Below are 21,076 nucleotides of genomic sequence, written 5' to 3' on the forward strand. Positions count from 1 at the left end.
GCGCTGCGCCGCCGCCACCCCGACCCGGGCATTGCCGGCATTGGCGCGCTTGGCCAGCACCTTGCGGGTGTGCGCGGCCACCGGTCCCCAGCGTTCCTTGATCGACACCAGCAGCGGCGTCGCGAAGAAGATCGAGGAGTAGGTGCCGACCGCCAGACCCACCAGCTGCACCAGCGCCAGGTCCTTGAGCGTGCCCACGCCCAGCATCCAGACCGCGATGACCAGCAGCCCGATCACCGGCAGCATGCCGATCAGCGAGGTGTTGATCGAGCGCATGAAGGTCTGGTTCAACGCCAGGTTGGCCTGCTCGGCGTAGGTGCGCCGGGTGACGTGCAGGATGCCGTGGGTGTTCTCCTCGACCTTGTCGAACACGATGACCGAGTCGTAGAGCGAGAAGCCCAGAATGGTCAGCATGCCGATCACGGTCGCGGGGGTGACCTCGAAGCCGACCAGCGAATAGACGCCGGCGGTGACCGCGAGGTCGAAGCCGAGCGCCGCCAGCGCGGCGATGGCCATATCGCGTTCGTACCGAATGGTGATGTAGAGCGCGACCACGACCAGGAACGCCAGCAGCGCCCACAGCGCCTTCTCGGTGATCTGGCTGCCCCAGGTCTCGCTCACATCGGAGAAGCTGATCGCCGCCGCGGACGGATTGCCGTTCTTGTCCTTCGGGTGGAAGGCCTCGAACAGCGCCGACTGCAGCTTGCCGACCTGCGACTGATCCAGCGCTTCGGAGCGGATCAGAATGGTCGAATTGCCGCCCACGCCAACGGTTTGCACCGATACCGGGTCGACGCCGATGGCCGAGCGATAGACGTCTTCGGTCTTGCTGGTGGTGGCCCCGTCCGCCGGGAACTGGATGCGCGAGCCGCCCTCGAAGTCGATGCCGAAGGTGAAGCCGCGCACCACCATGCTGACGATGGCGATGGCCACGATCACGCCGGTGATGGCGTACCAGCGCTTGCGATTGCCGATCACGTCCAGCGCGCCGGTGCCGGTGTAGAGCCGGTAGAAGAAGCTGTGCTTCGGCAGGTTCCGCTCGGCCTCGAGCGAAAGCTCCTGCGGCTCTTCGTCGATACGTTCGGTCATGTCGTTCACGCCTTCCCCGCCAGGACCCCGGCCGCCGCCTTGCGTTCGCGCGCCGCCTGCTGGATCGCGCCCAGGCCGTTGACGGACGGCTTCTGCCAGAAGTTCGTCCGCGATGCCAGCAGCACCAGCGGATAGGTCACCAGGAACACCACCACCACATCGAGCACGGTGGTCAGGCCGAGGGTGAAGGCGAAGCCCTTCACCTGGCCGACCGCGAGGCCGTACAGGATAGCGGCGGCGATGAAGCTGACCGCGTTGCCGGACAGGATCGTCTTACGCGCGCGCGTCCAGCCGCGCGGCACCGCCGAGCGGAAGCTGCGGCCTTCGCGCATCTCGTCCTTGATGCGTTCGAAGAACACCACGAACGAGTCCGCGGTGGTGCCGATACCGATGATCAAACCGGCGATACCCGCCAGGTCGAGGGTGAAGTTCACCCAGCGCCCGAGCAGCACCATCAATCCATAGACCGCAATACCCGATGCGACCAGGGAGAAACCGGTGATGAGACCGAGCATGCGATAGTACAGCAGGCAGTACAGCAACACGATGACCAGCGCCACCGCGCCCGCGATCAGGCCCGCTTTCAGCGAGGACAGACCCAGGGTCGCCGAGACCGTCTCGGCCTCGGAGGTGGTGAACGACAGCGGCAGCGCGCCGTACTTCAGGGTGTTGGCCAGCTCGGTGGCGGTGTCCTTGTTGAACGAGCCCGAGATCTCGGTGCTGCCGCCGTACTGGCCGCCGGACTGCACCTGCGGGGCGCTGAAGACCTGCGAGTCGAGCACGAAGGCCAGCTGCTTCTGCAGGTATTCGGTGGTCAGCTTGCCCCAGGTGTCGGCGCCGCCGGACTTGAAGGACACATTGACCACCCAGCGCGAACCCTTGGAGTCGAAGCTGGCCGAGGCGTCCTTGATCTCCTGGCCGTCGAGCCGGCTCTTGTCGAGCAGGTAGACGGTGGTGTGGTCCTGCGAGCAGGTGACCAGCGGCAGGTTCGGGTCGTCGTTGCCCGCGAGCGGATCGACCTTGGAGCAGTCCATGGTGAGCATGGCGGTCTGCTGCACGGTCTGATCGGTGCTCTGCCGCAGCGCCTTGGCGGCCGCGATCTCCTTCTGCGCCTGCTGTTCCGGGGTGTCCGCGCCCGGGGTGGGCGTCGGGTTCTGTGCCGGGAACACGCGGTTCTGCGCGGCCGGAGCCTCGCCGGTGGGCGCGGCCGGGGTGGTCGGCGCGGCCGAGGTGCTCGGCTCGGCGCCGTCGGTCGGCACGGCCGGGGCGGTGCTCGGCGTGGCGCTCGGCTGCTGCTGCGGCTGCTGCTGGGCGCCCTGCTTCTGCGCCGGGATGGTCTGCAGCACCGGGCGCACGTAGAGCTTGGCGGTGGTGGCCAGCGTGCGGGCCTGTCCGCCGTCGTCGCCCGGCACGGTGATCACCAGATTGTCGCCGTCGATGGCGACCTCGGAGCCGGAGACGCCGAGCCCGTTGACGCGCTGCTCGATGATGTCCTGGGCCTTGCGCAGGCTGTCCTGGCTGGGCTTGCCGCCGTCGGGCGTGCGCGGCGTCAGGGTGACGCGGGTGCCGCCCTGCAGGTCGATGCCGAGTTTCGGGGTCGCCGATCGATCACCGGTGAAGAACACCAGCGCGTAGATCGCGGCCACCAGCACGGCGAAAACACCGAGCAGGCGCAATGGATGCGCCGATCCCTGGGAAGGTGGCACTGTTTCGTATCTCCTAGGCGGAATGTGGTTGCAGCGGGCACACACCAACGCGCCGCCGGTCACCGGATCGCGGTGGCCCGACGGCGCGGGGAGGTGTCAGTCCTTGGTCAGCTTCGGGGCGTCCTCGACGGTCTCGGTGACCGTGTCGGCCGGAGCCGCGTCGGCGGTGTCGTCCGCCGCGTCCTCGGTCTCCGCGGTCTCCTCGTTGCGGACCTCGAGGATCGCGCGACGCTCCCACGTGGTGATGACGTCCTCGGCGATCTCCAGATCGACGGTCGAATCGTCGAGTTCGGTGACCGTGCCGAGCATGCCCGAGGTGGTGACGACCCGGTCGCCGACCTTCAGGTTGTCGCGCATCTCGGTCACCTTCGCCATCTCCCGCTTCTGTCGGCGAACGCCGAGGAACATCGGGATGAGCAGAGCAACCAGCAGCAGCGGCAGCAGAAGGTCCATCGTCGAAGTCAACCCCTAATCAGTGGTCGGTCAGGTCGTGTCCCTGACAGTCTGCCAGCTCGACCTGAGATCCGGCGCGTCGAGGGGGACTGAGCAAGTTCGGTCAAGCAATTCGGAGTCGGCGCAGGCCAGACTTGTCGAGTGCGGATGGGACGGGATCGACTGCGAGAGCTGCTGGACGCGGTACTGGCGGAGGACAATTCGACGCTCGGCGAGATGGCGTCGGACGCCTACGTATCGCCGTTTCACTTTTCCCGGCAATTGCGCCGCGGGACCGGGGAATCTCCGGTCGCGTTGAAGCGCCGGGTGCTGCTGGAACGGGCGGCGTGGGAGCTGAGTCGCGGCGAGAGCGTCACCGAGGTGGCGTTCGCGGCGGGCTACGAATCGGTCGAAGGGTTCAGCCGGGCGTATTCGCGGGCCTACGGGCATCCGCCCAGCGGCACCGGGAGCGAAGCGGGATCGCGGTGGCTGAGTTCGGCCAATGGCATCCACTTTCATCCGCCGATGTCGCTGTGGGTGGAGAGCGAACCGAAAGGACGAGCGGAGATGGATCCGACGGCGATCATGCTGCATCACGATCTCGCGGAGACGCGGGAGCTGCTGGAGCTGGCGGAGGGGTTGAGCCCGGAGGCGTACCGGCGCGTGCGGTCACCGGGGTTGACGGTGCTCGAGTGGGACGGGGTCGAGGAGTCGATCGCGGCGGTGCTGTCGAACCTGGTCTGGTCCAAGGAGATCTGGCTGGCCGCCATCGAGGGCACCGATACGCCGGTGCGCGGCGGGGACGACGCGCGCGAACTGCTGGAGCGACTCGAGCTGGTCGCGCCGCGCTGGCTGGCGGTGGTACGCGAGATCGATCGGCGCGGCGGCTGGAACGACACCCTCATCGACGCGCTGTGCGAACCGCCGGAGAGTTTCGTGCTCGGCAGCGTGATCGCGCACGTGCTGACCTATGCCGCACATCGGCGACTGCTCGCGCTGCACTGGCTCGCCGCCGAATCACCGGGCAGCGCAAAAGAACTCGGCCACGGCGATCCGATCGCCTGGCTCCGAAGGAGAGGATGAGATGGGAACCACCACCTACTACACCGCCAGCAGCCTGGACGGCTTCATCGCCGACGAGAAGCATTCGCTGGACTGGCTGCTCACCCGCGACAACGATGCCGACGGACCGCTGGGCTACAACCCGTTCATCGCCGGCATCGGGGCGATCGTGATGGGCTCCAACACCTATCAGTGGCTGCTGGATCACGACGAGGCGTGGCCGTACGAGATGCCGGCGTGGGTGGTCACGCATCGCGAGTTCCCGGCGCAACCGGGCAAGGACATCCGGTTCACCAGCAAGCCGATCCCGGAACTGCACGCCGATATGACGGCCGCGGCCGGGGAGGCGAACCTGTGGGTGGTCGGCGGCGGCGACCTGGCCGGGCAGTTCGCCGATCACGGACTGCTCGACGAGATCATCGTCTGCTACGCGCCGGTCACCCTCGGCGCGGGCGCACCGGTGCTGCCGCGGCGGCTCGAGCTGAAACCGCTCGAGCTCGCCATGAACGGTGAATTGGCCTGCGCCCGTTACGCGATCGTGCGCGGGTGACCTCTCCTCCCCCACGCGCTACCCGGGCCGGGCGCACCGGCCCCGGTCCGCTTCGTTCTCAAGCCGACTTCGCACCATAGGTGTAGTCGTCCAGCGGGAAGTTGGATGCTTCGCGGTGGGCGTTGAGGGTGCTCGTCGGCCGCAGCAGCGCCGCTTCACCGTGCTGGTTGAAGTAGTAGCTGCGGGCCGTCGAGCACTGGCCGCCGTAGAAGACCGAGGAGTCGAGCTTCTCGGTGACGCGGTCGAGGAACTCGGTGTTCGCCTTCTCGGTGACCTCGAAGACCTGCTCGCCGCGGCGGAACATCTCACCGAACAACCGGCCCATATGCTTCATCTGGGCTTCGATGGTGGTGAAGTACGACAGGCCGCTGTAGGAGTACGGGCTGTTGAGGCACACGAAGTTCGGGAACTTCGGCACCGTCACCCCCTCGTACGCCTGGAAGCGATTGTCGCGCCAGAACTTCCCGAGATTGCGCCCCTCGCGGCCGATGATCTCGATGGCCGGGAAGTTCACATCCCACAGGTTGAACCCGGTCGCCAGGATCAGCGTATCGATCTCGGTCTTGTGCCCGTCGGCGGTGACGATGCCGTCCGCTTCGATGTGATCGATGGAGTTGGTCTCCAGGCGCACATGCGGTTCGTTGAACGTCTTGAAATAGGTGTTGGAGAACGTCGGCCGCTTGCACCCGAAGTCGTAATCCGGGGTCAGCTGCTTGCGGGTCTCCTTGTCCTTCACCTGATTCCGCAGATGCGCCTTGGCCAAGATGCCGGCCGCCTTGTTCAACGGCTTGGCCTGCTTGAAGTGCAGCACGCCGACCACCATGAGCGCCTCCAGCATGGCGGTGTTCGCCAGCCGGGCCGCCTTCTGCGTCACCGGAACCCGTTCGAACAGCTTCTGCACCGACGGCGCGATCGGCATATCGACCTTGGGCACCACCCAGATCGGGGTGCGCTGGAAGACGGTGAGCGCCTGCGCCTGCTTCGCCACCTCGGGGATCAGCTGCACGGCCGTCGCGCCGGTGCCGATGATGGCGGCCTTGCGCCCGGTGAGATCGAAATCGTCCTCCCACGCGGTGGTGTGGATGATCTTGCCTTCGAACGTGTCGATCCCCGGGAACGGCGGGGTGTAGGGCTGGGATAGGAAGCCCGTGGCCGCCAGCAGGTAACGCGCCGTGAGCGATTCACCGCCTTCGATCGCCACCACCCACAGCTGCTGCTCCTCGTCCCAGCGGGCGCCGCCGACCGTGGTGTCGAAGCGCATGCGGCGGCGCAGATCGTATTTGTCGGCCACGTGCTCGGCATACTTCTTCAGCTCCGCGCCCGGCGCGAACAGCCGCGTCCAATGCGGGTTGGGCTCGAAGGAGTAGGAGTAGGTGACCGAGGCGATGTCCACGGCCAGGCCCGGGTAGTGGTTGACGTGCCAGGTGCCGCCGAGATCGTTCTCGCGCTCCAGGATCACGAAATTGCTCAGGCCGAGCCGATCCAACTCGATGCCCGCTCCCATACCGCCGAAACCGGCCCCGACCACGATGGCGTCGAACTGAGGTGCCACGCCGAACCTCCCTGCGAGTGATTCATCTGTCACGGAATGACATCTCATTCCGTTTGGGAACACCGTATCATCGCACCTGTGACGAAGCCATCCTCGAGAATCGAACGCCGTAAGGCCGAGCTCCGCCAGGAGATCATCGATACCGCGTTCGCCTGTTTCGCCGAGAAGGGCTATCACGCCACCGGCATCGCCGATATCGCCACCGAGCTGGGTATCGGGCACGGGACGTTCTACCGGTACTTCACCAACAAGCGCGACATCATCGACCATGTGATCGACGATCTGGCGGCCCGGATCATCGAGGCGCTGGGCACGGAGAACGCGCCGGACGCGGCGGCGAGCCTGCCGGAGTATCGCGCGCAGCTCGATCGCATCGGCGATGCGCTGAACCGGATCTTCCTCGAGGATCGCCGGGTGGCGCAGCTGCTGTTGTTCCAGGCCACCGGCATCGACACGGAATTGACCATGCGGTTGTACGGCCTGCTCGATACCGCCGACGCGCTGACCGCCGGCTATCTCGAGCACGGCGTGGAGCACGGGTATCTGCGCGAGGATCTGGATACCGTTTCCACCGCCAAGGCGGTGACGGGGATGCTGCTGGCCGCCATCTTGCATGGGTTGCGAGATTCCAGTCAGGACGCGGTCGCGGCCCTCACGCAGGCCATTCGCCGGCTGCTCATCGACGGTGTTCGCAAAGATTGATCCGAAACGTTCGTATCCGCAAGGGCCGGTAGCGATTCGGACATGCGCGCAGTGGCACACTGACCGGCGTGACCCCCGAAGACGTTCGCCGCAAGAGATTCGGCACCGCGCCGATCGGGCGCCACTCCTATAACTCGGTGCAGGTCAACGCGTTCTGCGCGCGGATCGCCGATACGCTCACCGGGCGTGATCACCTGACCGCGGCCGATATCCGCCTGGTGGAGTTCGATGCTCCGCCGCGCGGTCAGATGGGTTACGACAGCGAGCAGGTCGACGATTTCCTCGATCAGATCTGCGTGGATCTCGAGTTCCTGCGCCGCGGCCGGTCCCGGCTGCCGCTGGGCCGCGAATCCGATCCGCTCACCCCCGACGACGTCCTGCGCATCCAGTTCTCCGCGCCCCCTTTCGGCCTACGCGGGTACCTGACCGAGGAAGTGGGCGCGTTCCTCGACCGCCTGGCCGCCACGCTCGCGCACCACGGCCCGAACGGTCTCACCGCGGAAGACGTCCGCCACACCACTTTCCATCTCGCCTCCCCCGGCCTGCCCGCCTACCATCGCGACGAGGTCGACGCCTTCCTCGACCTCGTCGCGCAGCAATTGGAATCGGCCCGGAACGGCCACTTCGCCTAGCGGTTGCGCAGCGCCGCCGCGAACCATCCGAACGCCGGCCCCAGCTCCGGCATCGGCGGCCACCCGTTGATGGTGCCCACGAGCCGCCAATACCGTTCCACCCGGGGATCATCGGCCACTTCGAGCCGCTCCAGAATCCAGGCCCGCAGCTCGGGACCGTCGGCCCTGCCGAACGTCTCCGCATATCGCGCCGTCAACGTATCGACAATCTCCGCCGCCGCGGCCGAATCAGGCGAAACCCCCTCGGCCAGCGCGCGGCCGGTCATCCCCCGCACCGCCTCGGTCAATTCATGATGCAACCCCGTGTCATCCCCCGCCGCCCGTTCCCTGGCCTGATATTCCGCCATCCGCCGCACCGCGTCCCGGAAGTCGTTATCCCCCACCAGTTCCGACAATTCCAGCCAGGCCTCCACCTGTTCCGGCCCCGGATCCTCCGGCAATTCCGGCATGGTGCTCCGAATCAGGTCCAGCACAGCGGGATTCCCCTCCACCGCCCCGAACGTCTCATCCACGAAATCCTGAACGAGCCGCGCCCGCTCCGCATCCGTCATCCGAACCAGCTTGTGCATGTAATCCATCTCCTCAGGGTCGGAACCCCGGCGCGCCACCGCCCGCAACACCGCCCGCCGCAATCGCAAAACCCGAATCTGCACATCCAGCGCATCGGCATGAGCGGCAGCGACTTCCCCCAAAGCCCGCTCCCGCCCCAAAACCTGCCGCACCGTCCCCAAATCCAAGTCCAGCTCCCGCAACGTCCGCACCAACTCCAGCCGAGCCAGCGCCTCCGTGTCATAAAGCCGATACCCACCAGGGCTGTAACCGGTCGGCGGCACGATCCCCCGATCCGCATAGAACCGAATAGCCTTGACCGTCAACCCGGTCCGCTCAGCCAATGCCCCGATCGTGTAGAGCGCGTCGTCGTCCATACCCCAACCTTGCTGTCTCCCCCAGGTGGAGACACAAGCCGACACTTCGGGCGGCGGGATTCCCGCCGCCCGACCTGCGGTCAGCCCTGGGGTTTCAGGCCCTTGGCTGGGTCGATGAATTCGTTGGTGATGATGTCGTTGGCGGTGAGGTTGTCGGGGACCTGTTGGCCTTTGGCTCGGAGGATGGGGGTTACGGCGGCGATTACGCGGTCTACTCGGGTGGGGTCGAAGTTGCCGAGGGTGGAGTCGGGGCCGTTGCCGATGATTTTTTCGGCGAGTTGGACTCGGACGGAGTCGGTGTTGCCGGCGGCGGTGATGGGCGGGCCGTCGGGGATGGTTTGGGAGATTTTGAGGAGGGCCTGGTTGGTGGGGTCGGGGTTGGTGGCGTAGTCGATTTCGGCTTGCTGGAGGAGGGGGACGAGTTTCTGGAGGCAGGGGCGGAGGGTGGGGAGGTCGGCGGTGCGGACGGACCAGGCGTGGGGGTAGATCTCGTAGCCGGCTTGGTGGACCAGGAGGTGGGCGGTGGGTTTCTGCCAGCCCTTCACGTCGTGTTCCCAGCGGTATGGCTCGTTGGACACGTAGCCCTGCTGCATGACACGGCCGTGTTCGGCTACGAAGCGGGAGGGGGTGCCGTCGTAGGAGGCGTCGGCCTGTTCCTTCTTCACCGCGCCGGAGGCGATGAGGTAGTCCATGTAGACCTTGCCCTCGGAGTAGAGGATGGGGGCTCCGGAAGCGGCGACGTCCTGCCAGGTCTTGATATTGGGGTAGGTGGCGGGGTCCCACATGACGATCTGCGGGTTGATGTCCAGGGAGGCGAAGACGCCGGTGAGGGGGAATTTGGCCTTGGCGCGGACCTGTTCGTCGGTCGGAACCATGCCGAGGGTGATGGAGGTGTCCTGATACATCTGGGCGGGGACGGGCTGGCCACCGAGGAACGGGCCGCCCAGGCGCACTTCGACATTCACGCCGGTGTCACCGAGCGGGCCGGTGTAGGCGCCCTTCTTCACGTCCACGGTGCCGTTGGGGCCGACGAGCTGGTAGGCCGCGGCGCGCTCGGGGGTGGCGTACCAGTCGGTTTGGATGACCACGGTGGCGGGGCAGACACCGGCGAGCACGCCTTGGCCGGTGGGTTTGGGGGCGGTGGCGCCGCCTCCGCAGGCGGTGAGCAGGGTGCTGCCGGCCAGGGCGACGGCGGCGAGGACGCGTTTCTTCACGGGCATTCCTTGGGTTCTTGCGAGGGTGAAACCGGGGTGGTCAGGCGCGTTTGCCGTGGGCGCGGTCGACGCGGGCGGCGAGGAAGTCGAAGAGCCAGAACAGGATCAGGCCGACCAGGGAGGACAGCAGCAGGGCGGTGAGGAGTTCCTCGGTGGCCAGCCGCTGCCGGTAGACGTCGATCATGCGGCCGATACCGGGTTCGCCCTGGCGGAAGAAGAAGTCGGCCACGATCGAGCCGATGATGGCCATCCCGCCGGAGATCTTGAAACCGGAGATCATGGCCGGCAGCGCCGCGGGCAGTTGCAGTTTCAGCAGGCGCTGCCACCGGCTGGCCTTGTGCAGGGTGAACAGGTCGTGTTCGGCCGCCTGCACCGATTTCAGCCCGAACAAAGTGTTGGTGATGACGGGAAACAGCGACACCATGACGCAGACGATGACCCGGCTGCCGAATTCGTAGCCGAACCAGAACCCGAACAGCGGCACCACCGCCAGCACCGGGATCGTCTGCAGCACAACGGCATACGGGTAGAGCGAATATTCCGCCCAGCGCGCCTGACTCATGATCACCGCGAACCCGACGCCCAGCACGATGGCAATGGCCAAGCCGGTGAGCGCGATCTGCACGGTGGACCCGAGCGCGGTGAAGATCTCGGCGCGGGTGGCCGCATCGAGCAGCCCCTTGGAGATCACCGATTCCGGTGGCGGCAGCAGGAACCGGGATTCGGCCGGGATGACGTAGTGGCTGGCGATACTCCACGCCGCCAGCACGAGCACGAACACCGCGATCGGCGCGAAGATCCGGACGGGACTGATCGCGAAGGGCCACGCCGGAATTCGCCGGCCGCTCCCCGAATCCACTCCCCCGGACGCCGCACTGCCGGCAGCACCGGGTGACACAGCAGCGCCCCCGCCCGCCAGGTCATCCGCCGCTTTCCGGTCCCGCCCACGCCGAGCCGCCCCGATTGCCACGAAGGTCATGCCGCCAGCCCTTCCGCCGCGACGGTACCGCGTTCGGCCTCGTGCAGAGCCGCTGACACCTCGGCCGCGATCGCCCCGAACTCCGGCGTGTACCGCACTTCGGGCGTGCGCGGAAAATCCAGCGGCACAGTGATATCCGCCGCCACCCGCCCCGGCCGCCCGGTCAGCACCACCACCCGCGTGGACATGAACACCGCTTCGGCCACCGAATGCGTGACGAACACCCCGGTGAACCCGGAGCGCCGATACAACCCGCTCACTTCCTCGTTGAGCCGCTGCCGCGTGATCTCGTCCAGCGCACCGAACGGCTCATCGAAAAGGAACAGCTCCGGCGCCCCGGTGAGCGCCCGCGCGATCGAGGCCCGCATCCGCATCCCGCCGGAAAGCTGTGCGGGCTTGTGGTTTTCGAACCCGGCCAGCCCCACCCGCTCCAGCGCCTCCCGCGCCGCGGCCCGCCGGGCACCCTTGTCCACCCCCGCGAGTTCCGCGGGCAGCTCGACATTGCGCAGCAGCGTCCGCCACGGCAGCAAGGTCGCCTCCTGGAACACGTACCCGAGTTTCCCGCTCGCGACCCGCACGCTCCCGGCCGTCGGCTGCTCGAATCCGGCCGCCAGGCGCAGCAGCGTCGACTTCCCGCACCCCGACGGTCCGACCAGCGAAACGAATTCCCCTGCCCCGATGGCGATATCGATCCCGTCCAGGGCCTGCGTGCCGTTCTCGAAGGTCAGCGACAACTGCTGAAAAGCCAGAGCCGGGCCGGTGTATACATTGCCGTCGGCGGCATCCGTATCTCCGGCCCGGCCCCGGCCGGTGCGGTGTTCTGAAGCGCTGGTGCTCATACCTCACAGTTCTATCGGCGGATCATTGCCGATCGCGGTCCGCACGATTACACCCCTGTTTCGTATACGATCAAGCGGCAGTGAGGATTCCGCCACGCGCCACGATCCGCCCGCGCTTGACCACCAGGCCGCGCGGCGGCACGGACACCACCGCCGCGGCCGGCGCTTCGGCATCGACGGTGAACAGATCGGCCGCCGCACCCACCGTGAGCCCGTAATCCGTGAGACCGAGAACCTTTGCCCCGCCGTAGGTTCCGGCGGTCAGGGCGAGTTCGATCTCCGGATCGGCCACCAGGCGATCCCGGAACGCCACGGTCATGATCCGGCGCAGCATGTCCCCGTCCCCGTACGGCGTCCACAGATCGCGAATCCCGTCATTGCCCAGCGCCAGCATCGCGCCCGCCTCGTGCATGGTGCGCACCGGCACCACGGGCGCGTCCCCGACCGCGCAGGTGACCATCGAAACCCCGGCCTCGGCAAGGCTTTCCGCGACCCGCCGCTGCTCGTCCGGCGCCAGCTCCCCCATGGCGTAGGCGTGACTGATGGTCACCCGCCCCGCCAATCCGGTAGCCCGCGTGCGCTCGATGATGAGCCCGTACTGCCAGGCCCCGAGCGCACCCCGATCGTGCAGGTGGATATCGATCCGCGCCCCGTACTTCTCCGCCAGCCCGAAGATCAGGTCGAGCTGCCCGGTCGGATCCTGGTCGTACCCCGCCGGATCCAGCCCGCCGATCACCTCCACCCCGTCGGCCAGCGCGGCTTCCAAAAGCTTCCCGGTTCCAGGCCGATTCATCAGCCCGCCCTGCGGAAATGCCACCAACTGCACGTCCACCCGGTCCCGATGCCGTTCCGCCGCCGCGCGCACCGCATCCACACCCCGCAACCCCACCTCGGGATCGATGTCGATATGGCTGCGCACATACGCGGTACCCCCGGAAACCATGGCCCCCAACAGGTTCGCGGCATAGTCGGCGTTCGGCAGCCCGAGTTCCTCGCGCCGCCCCTCCCCGTTGGCGATCCGCCCCGACAGGGTCCGCCCGCCGGAGTTCGGCACCCACGGCCCGCCGTACATGGTCTTGTCCAGGTGACAGTGCGAGTCCACCAGCCCCGGAAACACCAGCGCCCCGGCCAGTTCGACGATGTCGGCGGCGGGCGCGGTGAGCCCGGCCCCGACCGCCGCGATGCGCCCGTCGCGAATCAGGATATCGGCGGATTCCACCGGCGCCCCGGGCGTCCAGGGCCGTCCGCCGCGCAACAGCAGATCGTTCACAGCATTGCCTTTCGTAGTGGGAGAACGTCGAATCAGGTGAGCAGCATGGCGGTTCCGGCCCCGACGCCGAACACGATCACGACCGCGCGGAACGCGCCCGGCCGCAGGCGATCGGCGATCTTGGCCCCGGCGACCCCGCCGAGCAGGCAGGCGGGCGCGAGCACCAGCACGGCCGTCCACTGCACCGGCCCGAACAGCGCCACCGCGATCATGGCCGTCGTCGACACCGTCAGGGTGAGCACGCTTTTCAGCCCGTTGAGCATGGTCACCGACGCGTCGATGCCCAGCGCCAGCGCGGTGAGCAGCACGATCCCCATGCCGCCGTTGAAGTACGCGCCGTACATCGCCCCCAGGAACACCCCGAGGAACAGCAGCGTCCGCGAATCACCGCGCCGCGCCGCCAGTTTCCTCGACAGCACCGGCTGGGCCGCGAACAGCGCGGTGGCGGACAGAACGAGATAGGGCACCAGCGCCGCGAACACCTTGGGCGGCGCGGCCAGCAGCGCGATCACCCCGCCGCCGGCCCCGGCGACCCCGGTCAGCACCAATTGCGGTAGCAGCGCCCGATGTTCGTCGAGCCGTTTGCGCAGCGCCGCCGCGCCGCCGAGATAGCCCGGCCACACCGAGACCGAATTGGTGACCGTCGCGGTGACCGGCGGTAATCCGGTGGCCAGCAGCGCGGGAAAGGAGAGCAGACTGCCACCACCGGCGATGGCATTGCAGACGCCCGCCCCGAAACCGGCGACGAGCAGCAGCACAAGATGCGCGGGATCCATGAAATCCTTCCGGACAGAATGGCCGCATCGTATACAAACGCGGTGCTCCCGGCGAGCCGAGCGGGAACCCGGTGGTCAGCCCCGCACGGTTCGGAGCCGCAAGTTACGCAACGGTTTCCGATCGCCCGCACTGTGACCGCCCGCACGCCGCAGCCGATTTGCGGCATCGCACCGGGCGGCCCCACGATGGATCGTATGCAACCCTCCGCCCGCATTGCGACGAGCCCGCGATGAGCGACACCGTCCGCCGCATGACCCCGCAGCAGCTGTGCCGCGCCATTCGCGACGACATCGTCCGGGGTGTGTTCACGCCCGGTCAGCGCCTGACCGAGGAGTCCCTGGCGGAGAGCTACGGCGTCTCCCGGGTGCCGGTGCGCGAAGCGCTGCGCACCTTGGAGGCCGAGGGTTTCGCCTCGTCACGCCCCTATGCCGGGGTGTTCGTGGCGGAGCTGACCGAGGACGAGGCCGCCGATCTGCTGGAGATCCGGGCCCGACTGGAACCGCTGTGCGCCTCCCGCGCCGCGGTGCGCCGCACCCCCGAGCAGCTGGGCCGGCTCAAGGAGCTGACCGCGCTCGGCCAGGACGCCGTGCGCTCGGGCCGGCTCGACGAATTGACCCGGCTCAACAGCCGTTTCCACGAGGTGCTGGCCGAAGCCTCCGGCAGCACCCTGCTGGCGCAGCTCATCACCCAGCTGAGCTGGAAGATCGCCTGGGTGTACGCGGTCGAGCTGCCGCGCCGGGCCGGGGATTCCTGGCGCGAGCACGAGGAGATCTGCGCCGCACTGGAAGCCGGGGATCCGGATCGGGCGGCGGCGGTGGTGGCCGAGCACATCGCGCACGCCACCTACGCCTATCGCCGCCGGGAGCGTTCGTAACATCGGCGCAGCAATTCGCCTGCCGCACGGAAACATTCGGGTCGTATACAAATCGGGTAGCGATCGGGGTTTCAGGAGGCGGGTATGGTGGATCTGGTCTTGCGGCGCGCGCGCATCGACGATGCGGCCGCACCGGTGGATATCGCGGTCGCGGGCGGTGTGATCACCGAGATCGGGCCGGAGCTGCCGAGCCCGGGGATCGACGAAATCGACTGCGCGGGACGGGTGGTCATCCCCGGGTTGATCGAATCGCACCTGCACCTGGACAAGGCGCTGCTGGACGACGAGCGCCCGAACCGCGACGGGACGCTGGCCGGGGCCATCTCCGTCACCGCGGAGCTCAAACGCGGATTCACCGTCGCGTCCATCCGCGACCGCGCCCGCCGGGTCCTGGATCTGGCGATCGGCAACGGCACCAGCGTGATTCGCGCCCACCCCGACGTGGATCCCATCGTCGGCCTGCGCGGTGTCGAAGCGCTCCTGGAACTGCGCGAGGAGTATCGCGGCCGCCTGGACCTGCAGATCGTGGCCTTCCCGCAGGAGGGCATCATCCAAGCGCCCGGAACCCTGGACCTGCTGCGCGAGAGCCTGATGCGCGGGGCGGACGTGCTCGGCGGCTGCTCCTACAACGAGCGCGACGTCGCCGACTGCCGCCGCCATATCGATCAGATCTTCGATCTGGCAGCCGAATTCGATGTCCCCCTCGATATCCACGCCGATTTCGCCGACGACGCCACCGACCCGCGCTTCGCCATGGCGGACTACATCGCCGAGGTCACCGAACGCACCGGCCGGCAGGGCCGGGTGACCCTGGGTCACATGACATCACTGGCCGGACAGGACCCGGCACGACGCGCCGCGACCCTGACGCGCCTGGCGGCGGCCGGCATCGCCGTGGTGCCGCTCCCCGCCACCGATATGCATCTGGGCGGCCGCGCCGACACCGCCAATATCCGCCGCGGCATCGCCCCCGTACGGGAACTGTGGGCGGCGGGCATCACCACCGCCTATTCCTCCAACAACATTCGCAATGCCTTCACCCCCTACGGCAATGCGGACCTCCTCGACATCGGCCTGTTCCTGGCCCAGACCTGCCACCTTTCCGGCCCCGAGGACCTGGGCAGAGTGCTCGCCATGGCCACCACGGGCGCTGCCCGCGTCATCGGCCTGGACCGTTACGGCCTGCACCCGGGCGCGCCCGCCGACCTGGTCGTGCTCTCCTGCCATCGCCTCTCCGACGTCCTGCTGGACCGCCCCGACCGCTGCTACGTCCTCAAAGCCGGCCGGATCGTGGCCCGCACCACCCGCATCCGCGAACTGCTGCCCGCCGTCCCGGCCTGACGGCCGCGAACCACCACCGCCGCACCCGCGTACTCCTTATGGTCGAGTGACCTTCTCGCCCCAGGAGCCCCGATGTCCCTCACCCCGGAAGAAGCCGTCGTCACCCTGTTCGAGCGCACCGCCGCGACCGTTCCCGCCTATCGCGCCTTCCTCGCCGAACACGGCGTCGATCCGGCCGCGGTCACCACGTTCGCGGATTTCGCCAAGCTCCCCCTCGTGGACAAACCCGGCTACCTGCGCCGGCATCCGCTCGCCGACCTGTGCCGCGACGGCCGGCTGGGCGATATCGTGGCCGTCTCCTCCGGTTCCACCGGCGAACCCACCCCGTGGCCGCGTTCGCTCGCCGACGAACGCCGCACCGCCGCCCGCTTCGAGCAGATCTTCCGCGATGCCTTCCACGCGGGCGAACGCGCCACCCTGGCGGTGGTGTGCTTCGCGCTGGGCACCTGGGTGGGCGGCCTGTACACCATCGGCTGCGTGCGCGATCTGGCCGAGCGCGGATACCCGGTGACGGTGGTCGCGCCGGGCAATGACAAGCGGGAGATCCTGCGGGTATTGCCCACCCTGGCACCGTATTTCGAGCAGGTGGTGTTGCTCGGCTATCCGCCGTTCCTGAAGGACGTCATCGATACCGGCCGTGCCGAAGGCGTCCCGTGGGCGGACTATCGCATCAAACTGGTCACCGCGGGCGAGGTGTTCAGCGAGGAATGGCGCACGCTGGTGGCGCGGCGGGCCGGAAACATCTCCCCCGGCACCGATATCGCCTCCCTGTACGGCACGGCCGACGGCGGCGTGCTCGCCAATGAGACGCCGCTATCAGTGGAGATCCGCCGGTACCTGGCCGCGCAGCCGGCCGTGGCGCGGGAGCTGTTCGGTGAATCCCGCCTGCCGACGCTGGCCCAATACGACCCGTACCACCGCTTCTTCGAAACCGAGGGCGGGACGCTGGTGGTGTCCGCAGACGGCGGAATCCCCCTGGTGCGCTACCACATCGCCGATGAGGGCGGCTTGTTCACACACACCGAACTCCTCGATTTCCTGCGCGGCCACGGTTTCACGCCCACCACCGCCCAGCCCGAGCAGCCATTCGTCTACGTCTTCGGCCGCAGTCATTTCACCGTGTCGTTCTACGGAGCGAACGTCTACCCGGAAAACATCGCCGTCGGCCTGGAGCAGCCAGGCATCAGCGACCACGTAACCGGCAAATTCGTACTGGAAGCAGCAGCCGACGCGGACGAAGACCGCTACCTGCTCCTCACCGTCGAACTAGCGCCCGCCGCAACCCCGCCCGAGCACCTAGCCGACCACATCTCACACTCGGTCCAATCCGAACTATGCCGCCTCAACAGCGAATTCGCCCACTACGTACCCGCCCCGCGCCGTCACCCCCGCGTGGTGCTACTGCCCCACGCCGACCCCGCCTACTTCCCACCGGGCGTCAAACACCGCTACACCCGCGCCGCCGACTGACCCGCGCCGAACAACGATCGGCGTGCCGCCGCGATCCCGTCCTTCAAGCGGTGGCAGGGAAAACACTCAAGATGAGCTGAATGTGTTCAGTCGGTGAGGATCCCACCACTCCCAGATGATGGGTGATGGCTGAGCGGGTGCGGCTGGTGCGCGGTTCGCGGAGCCAGAGCCGGGGTCGCTCGCGGGTGTAGGCGACCGCGCCGTCGTTCCAGACCTTCCGGAATTGGCGGTGCCGGCCCATCTCGGCCAGGAACTTGCTGGTGTGCGGGGCACCGGCAGCGCGCGCGAGCCGGCCGCGCAGCATGCGAACCGCGAGCGTCACCTCTTGCTCCCACTCCAGCAGCACGTGGCGTGCGCGAGCGTCGGTGAGCATCCATCGCAGCGCGTTGCCGTTCTCGCGTATGCCGGGAAAGGTCCCGGCGTGCAGGTCGTTGCTGGCCAATACGTTCCAGTAGTCGTCGAAATAGGCGGCCAGGGTCGAGGGCTGGCAGGCGATCCCCCGGTTCATCGCCGGTGCGACCAGTGCGCGCACCTGCTCGAGCTCGGGCGGCTCGGTATCGCAGTGCCCGGCCAGGGTCAGCAGTTCGCGTTGCTGGGCGAGCGGCAGCGCGCGGGAGCGGTCCAGGACGCGCACGATCGCGGTGAGCACATCGCGGGTCGGGCGCGCTCGGGTGCCCTTCTCCAGCTGGTTGATATAGCTGGCGCTGACACCGGCGTTGAACGCCAGGCGTTCCCGCGACAGTTTGCGTTCGTCACGCATGCGACGCAGCACCGCACCCAGCGTGGGTGGTGCGATCAGCACAGAAGTGGGTGAGCAGACGGTGGACATGCGACTTCACCTCCTGGAGGTCTCGTAAGCGCCGACCTCGACACCCACGAGCCCGCTGTTCCCCGACCGATCAGTTCGTTTGTTCCTATCCGATTGCCGCACCGTTCGTATGACATGTCAGCGAGAAGTGATCCGGTTGTGATCCGATCAGGCGACGGTGAGCGGTGATGTCGTCCGCCAGAGCAGGATCCGCAGTGGCGGCGAGCCGCGATTCGCACCCACGGTTCTCCGAAACCGAGGGCGGGACGCCGGCGGTGTCCGCGGACGGCGGAATCCCTTCGGAACTGCGGCGCGTTCGCCCACTACATACCCGCGCCACGCCGTCATCCCCGCGTAGTGTTGCGCCCCATACCGACCCCGGCCGCTTCCCGCCGGGCGTCGAAGACCGCTACACCCGCGCCGCCGACTGGTCCGCGCCGGTCAGCGCAGCCGCGCTGACTTCGGCGAACCGCAGCAGCGCATGGTCCGTGCCAGGGGCTCCGACCATGCAGAGAGACAGCGGCGGACTCGCGTTGTGCGCCAGGGGAATCGCGACGGCAGGCAATCCCGCTAGCGACGCCAGGCAGGTCAGCGTCAACGTGCGGGCGCGCCCGCCCTCCAACTCGGCCGCACTCGCCGTGCGCTCGGGCGGAAAGGTCGCGACGGTCGGGAGCATCAGCACCCGCCCGGCGAGCGCGCCGCGCAACGCGGCAGCCGCATCCACGAGCACCACGCGGGCTGAGTCCGCCGCCGCCTCGGTAACCGAGGCGGCATACGCGAACCGCTGCGCCACTTCGGGTTCCAGCGCCCCCGGATGATCGGTGATCCAAGCGCCGTGGCACCGCCAAGCCTCGTAAGCCTGAACAGTCCGGAACGCCGCGAACCAGGCATCCAGCTCCGCCCCCAGGTCGATGGCCGCCGCTCCGAGCAGGGTCGCCGCAGTCAGCACGGTCTCCGCGATCTCGGGATCGGCCACCGCACAGATGGAGGGGTCCACCACCAACTCGACCGACGTTGACGCAGCCGAATCGAGTCCAGGGAGTAGGACTTCGGCGACCGCCCGCAGGGTCGCCGGGTCCCGTGCGATCCAGCCGACGGCGTCGAAGGGCGGGGCGAGGGGTAGCAGTCCGCGGCGGTCGATTCGGGCGTGGGTGGTGCGGATGCCCCAGAGGCCCTGGTAGGCCGCCGGTACGCGGATGGAGCCTGCCGTGTCGGTGCCGAGGCCGATGGTCGCCTCGCCGCGCGCCACGGCTACCGCCGAGCCGCTGGAGGAGCCGCCTGGAATCCGGTCGGGGGCGGCGGGGTTGAGCGGCATGCCGTAGCGGCCGTTGGCGCCGGTGATGCTGTAGGCGAATTCGTCGGTTTGGGCGATTCCCGCGATATCGGCGCCGGCGGCCAGCAGTGCCGCGACGACTGCCGAGTGGGCGGTTTCCGGCTGCCGGGGGAATTCCCGCACACCGGCGCCGATCGCGTAACCGGCCACCGCGTAGAGGTCTTTGACCGCGACGGTGTGGCCGGTGAGCGGGCCCGCGCCCGTGGCGGCGACCAGCGGTGTGCCGTACTCCCGCCACACCGCCGCGTCGATGCTCGAATTCACCTGGCCCGCTCCAGGATTCGCTTGGCGAGATCGCTTCCGGCGTAGTGCGCGAAGTCGGCGACGCGGATCTCCCCGTGCACTCCGCGCACCTGATCCACCGCCTGCGAGATGGTGAAATCGCTTGCGGCGCTGAGGTACAGGTATGCCTGCCGGGGGTCGGCGTCGAACAGCGACACCACCAGCTCCACCGCATTGCGCACGCATTGTTCGAGGGCTTTGTTCAGGTCGGCGTCCAGCCCGGTCGGCAGTACGAAACCGGGTGCGGCGGCGAACGGTCCCACACTGCGGCCGAGGCCCGCCGCCACCTCGGCGGCCGGGATCACATCCACGGTGAGCCGGGCCCGCAGTGGCGCTTCCAGCGCGGTCAGCGCGACCTCGCCATTGCCCTGCGCGAAGTGCGGGTCGCCGATGTAGAACAACGCTTCCGGAACCTGCACCGGCAGAAAGAGCGTCGCGCCGGGAGTGAGCCGCCGGATATCGAGATTGCCGCCGTGCAACCCCGGCGGCACTGACGACACCCGCGTATCGGTATCGGTCGCCACCCCGGTGATGCCGAGGAACGGGGAGAGCGGAAACGCCGCCCGATGCGCCTGCCCGGCGTGCAACGGCATGGTCCCGAACCATTCCCCGTCGCGGTCCTGCACTGAGCAGAACTGCCCGTAGTTCCCGTCGAAGCCGAGCCGATGCGCCAGTACACCTTTCGCATGCCGGGTCGACACCACCCCGTACGGCGCACGCATGACGAGATCGTCGATGCGAATCGCCAGCAGATCACCCGGCCGCGCCCCCGCCACCGCGATCGGCCCGGTCACGATGTGCGGTCCGGCCAGCGAATCGCGCTTACGGACGGTACTGATCTCGATCGCGTCGGCCAGCACCTGATCCGCGGCCACCCCATGAGATCCGAAGTAGGCCAATGGATTCGAGCCCTGATCGTCCAGGAGCCCTTCGTGACTGACCGTGTCCACGATCAGCGACCGCCCCGGCTCCACCGTCGCGATCGGGGTGTCCCCCGTGCACGGCAGCCGTCCCCACAACACATTGCCCGGTTCGGCGGGCACGTACAGCACATCGCTCGCGACTCCGTCGCCCTGTTGCAGCACCGGAAACGCGGGGGCGTCCCCCGACACGATCGCCATCAATCGAACACCTTCTCTACCCGGCCCGCCCCGCATTGGTCGGACCATCCGATCTACCGACCATAAGCCGGGCGAACGAATAGCGTCGGCGCCGGTAACCTAACGTAACGAACGGTT

20 protein-coding genes are annotated in these 21,076 nt (G+C 68.0%); 7 read left to right on the plus strand and 13 right to left on the minus strand.

Annotated elements, in window-relative coordinates; translation table 11 throughout:
* The 3 genes from secF to yajC all read right to left on the minus strand — a co-directional run.
* On the minus strand, positions 1 to 1,089 hold a 1,089-nt coding region (gene secF, locus NY1_RS37810), incomplete at its 3' end, for a protein translocase subunit SecF (protein WP_067722297.1).
* Between the two features lie 5 nt (positions 1,090 to 1,094).
* Positions 1,095 to 2,795 (minus strand): protein translocase subunit SecD, encoded by a 1,701-nt coding sequence (secD, locus tag NY1_RS37815; protein WP_084536113.1) that lies wholly within the window; start codon positions 2,793 to 2,795, stop codon positions 1,095 to 1,097.
* A gap of 96 nt (positions 2,796 to 2,891) precedes the next feature.
* Complete coding sequence (yajC, locus tag NY1_RS37820) at positions 2,892 to 3,248, minus strand: preprotein translocase subunit YajC (RefSeq protein WP_067722210.1); 357 nt, start codon at positions 3,246 to 3,248, stop codon at positions 2,892 to 2,894.
* Positions 3,249 to 3,395: 147 nt separating this feature from the next.
* Between yajC and NY1_RS37825 the strand changes: the two genes are divergently transcribed.
* Together NY1_RS37825 and NY1_RS37830 are read left to right on the plus strand one after the other, a co-directional pair.
* Entirely contained in the window at positions 3,396 to 4,310 is a 915-nt protein-coding gene (locus NY1_RS37825) for a helix-turn-helix domain-containing protein (RefSeq protein WP_067722212.1), read from the plus strand.
* A 1-nt stretch (position 4,311) separates the two neighbouring features.
* Positions 4,312 to 4,839, plus strand: a complete 528-nt coding sequence (locus NY1_RS37830) for a dihydrofolate reductase family protein (protein WP_067722214.1) — start codon at positions 4,312 to 4,314, stop codon at positions 4,837 to 4,839.
* Between the two features lie 58 nt (positions 4,840 to 4,897).
* On the opposite strand, the gene NY1_RS37835 is transcribed toward NY1_RS37830, so the two are convergent.
* Complete coding sequence (locus NY1_RS37835; protein WP_067722216.1) at positions 4,898 to 6,391, minus strand: flavin-containing monooxygenase; 1,494 nt, start codon at positions 6,389 to 6,391, stop codon at positions 4,898 to 4,900.
* A gap of 36 nt (positions 6,392 to 6,427) precedes the next feature.
* Here NY1_RS37835 and NY1_RS37840 point away from each other — a divergent pair, with 36 nt between their 5' ends.
* Both NY1_RS37840 and NY1_RS45330 read left to right on the plus strand, forming a co-directional pair.
* Entirely contained in the window at positions 6,428 to 7,093 is a 666-nt protein-coding gene (locus NY1_RS37840; RefSeq protein WP_067722217.1) for a TetR/AcrR family transcriptional regulator, read from the plus strand.
* A gap of 68 nt (positions 7,094 to 7,161) precedes the next feature.
* A complete protein-coding gene (locus tag NY1_RS45330; RefSeq protein WP_084536115.1) occupies positions 7,162 to 7,725 on the plus strand; it encodes a DivIVA domain-containing protein in 564 nt (187 codons plus the stop codon).
* Here the strand turns inward: NY1_RS45330 and NY1_RS37850 are convergent.
* The 6 genes from NY1_RS37850 to NY1_RS37875 form a co-directional block, all read right to left on the minus strand.
* Positions 7,722 to 8,651, minus strand: coding sequence for a MerR family transcriptional regulator (locus tag NY1_RS37850; protein ID WP_067722221.1), 930 nt, complete (start codon positions 8,649 to 8,651; stop codon positions 7,722 to 7,724). The genes NY1_RS45330 and NY1_RS37850 overlap by 4 nt on opposite strands.
* An 80-nt stretch (positions 8,652 to 8,731) precedes the next feature.
* On the minus strand, positions 8,732 to 9,865 hold the full coding sequence (locus NY1_RS37855; RefSeq protein ID WP_157762739.1) for an ABC transporter substrate-binding protein: 1,134 nt from the start codon (positions 9,863 to 9,865) through the stop codon (positions 8,732 to 8,734).
* A 40-nt stretch (positions 9,866 to 9,905) separates the two neighbouring features.
* On the minus strand, positions 9,906 to 10,844 hold the full coding sequence (locus NY1_RS37860) for an ABC transporter permease (protein ID WP_084536117.1): 939 nt from the start codon (positions 10,842 to 10,844) through the stop codon (positions 9,906 to 9,908).
* A complete protein-coding gene (locus NY1_RS37865; protein ID WP_084536119.1) occupies positions 10,841 to 11,683 on the minus strand; it encodes an ABC transporter ATP-binding protein in 843 nt (280 codons plus the stop codon). The genes NY1_RS37860 and NY1_RS37865 overlap by 4 nt, the downstream gene beginning before the upstream one ends.
* Before the next feature lie 70 nt (positions 11,684 to 11,753).
* Complete coding sequence (locus tag NY1_RS37870; protein WP_084536121.1) at positions 11,754 to 12,953, minus strand: amidohydrolase; 1,200 nt, start codon at positions 12,951 to 12,953, stop codon at positions 11,754 to 11,756.
* A gap of 32 nt (positions 12,954 to 12,985) precedes the next feature.
* Positions 12,986 to 13,729, minus strand: coding sequence for a sulfite exporter TauE/SafE family protein (locus NY1_RS37875; protein ID WP_067722224.1), 744 nt, complete (start codon positions 13,727 to 13,729; stop codon positions 12,986 to 12,988).
* A gap of 230 nt (positions 13,730 to 13,959) precedes the next feature.
* Between NY1_RS37875 and NY1_RS37880 the strand changes: the two genes are divergently transcribed.
* The 3 genes from NY1_RS37880 (at position 13,960) to NY1_RS37890 (ending at position 17,415) form a co-directional block, all read left to right on the plus strand.
* Positions 13,960 to 14,604, plus strand: coding sequence for a GntR family transcriptional regulator (locus tag NY1_RS37880; RefSeq protein WP_067722225.1), 645 nt, complete (start codon positions 13,960 to 13,962; stop codon positions 14,602 to 14,604).
* Positions 14,605 to 14,688: 84 nt separating this feature from the next.
* On the plus strand, positions 14,689 to 15,945 hold the full coding sequence (locus NY1_RS37885; RefSeq protein WP_067722227.1) for an amidohydrolase family protein: 1,257 nt from the start codon (positions 14,689 to 14,691) through the stop codon (positions 15,943 to 15,945).
* A gap of 72 nt (positions 15,946 to 16,017) precedes the next feature.
* Positions 16,018 to 17,415: a phenylacetate--CoA ligase family protein gene (locus NY1_RS37890; protein WP_067722229.1), complete on the plus strand. Its 1,398-nt coding sequence runs from the start codon at positions 16,018 to 16,020 to the stop codon at positions 17,413 to 17,415.
* A gap of 43 nt (positions 17,416 to 17,458) precedes the next feature.
* Here the strand turns inward: NY1_RS37890 and NY1_RS37895 are convergent, their stop codons facing one another.
* The 3 genes from NY1_RS37895 to NY1_RS37905 all read right to left on the minus strand — a co-directional run bounded on the left by NY1_RS37895 (position 17,459) and on the right by NY1_RS37905 (position 20,959).
* Positions 17,459 to 18,244, minus strand: coding sequence for a helix-turn-helix domain-containing protein (locus tag NY1_RS37895; RefSeq protein ID WP_084536123.1), 786 nt, complete (start codon positions 18,242 to 18,244; stop codon positions 17,459 to 17,461).
* Positions 18,245 to 18,632: 388 nt separating this feature from the next.
* Positions 18,633 to 19,820, minus strand: coding sequence for an amidase family protein (locus tag NY1_RS37900; RefSeq protein WP_218028542.1), 1,188 nt, complete (start codon positions 19,818 to 19,820; stop codon positions 18,633 to 18,635).
* Positions 19,817 to 20,959: an acetamidase/formamidase family protein gene (locus NY1_RS37905; protein WP_067722233.1), complete on the minus strand. Its 1,143-nt coding sequence runs from the start codon at positions 20,957 to 20,959 to the stop codon at positions 19,817 to 19,819. The genes NY1_RS37900 and NY1_RS37905 overlap by 4 nt, the downstream gene beginning before the upstream one ends.
* Positions 20,960 to 21,076 lie beyond the last annotated feature (117 nt).

The sequence above is a fragment of the Nocardia yamanashiensis NBRC 100130 genome, from assembly GCF_001613325.1.
GTDB classification, from domain to species: domain Bacteria; phylum Actinomycetota; class Actinomycetes; order Mycobacteriales; family Mycobacteriaceae; genus Nocardia; species Nocardia yamanashiensis.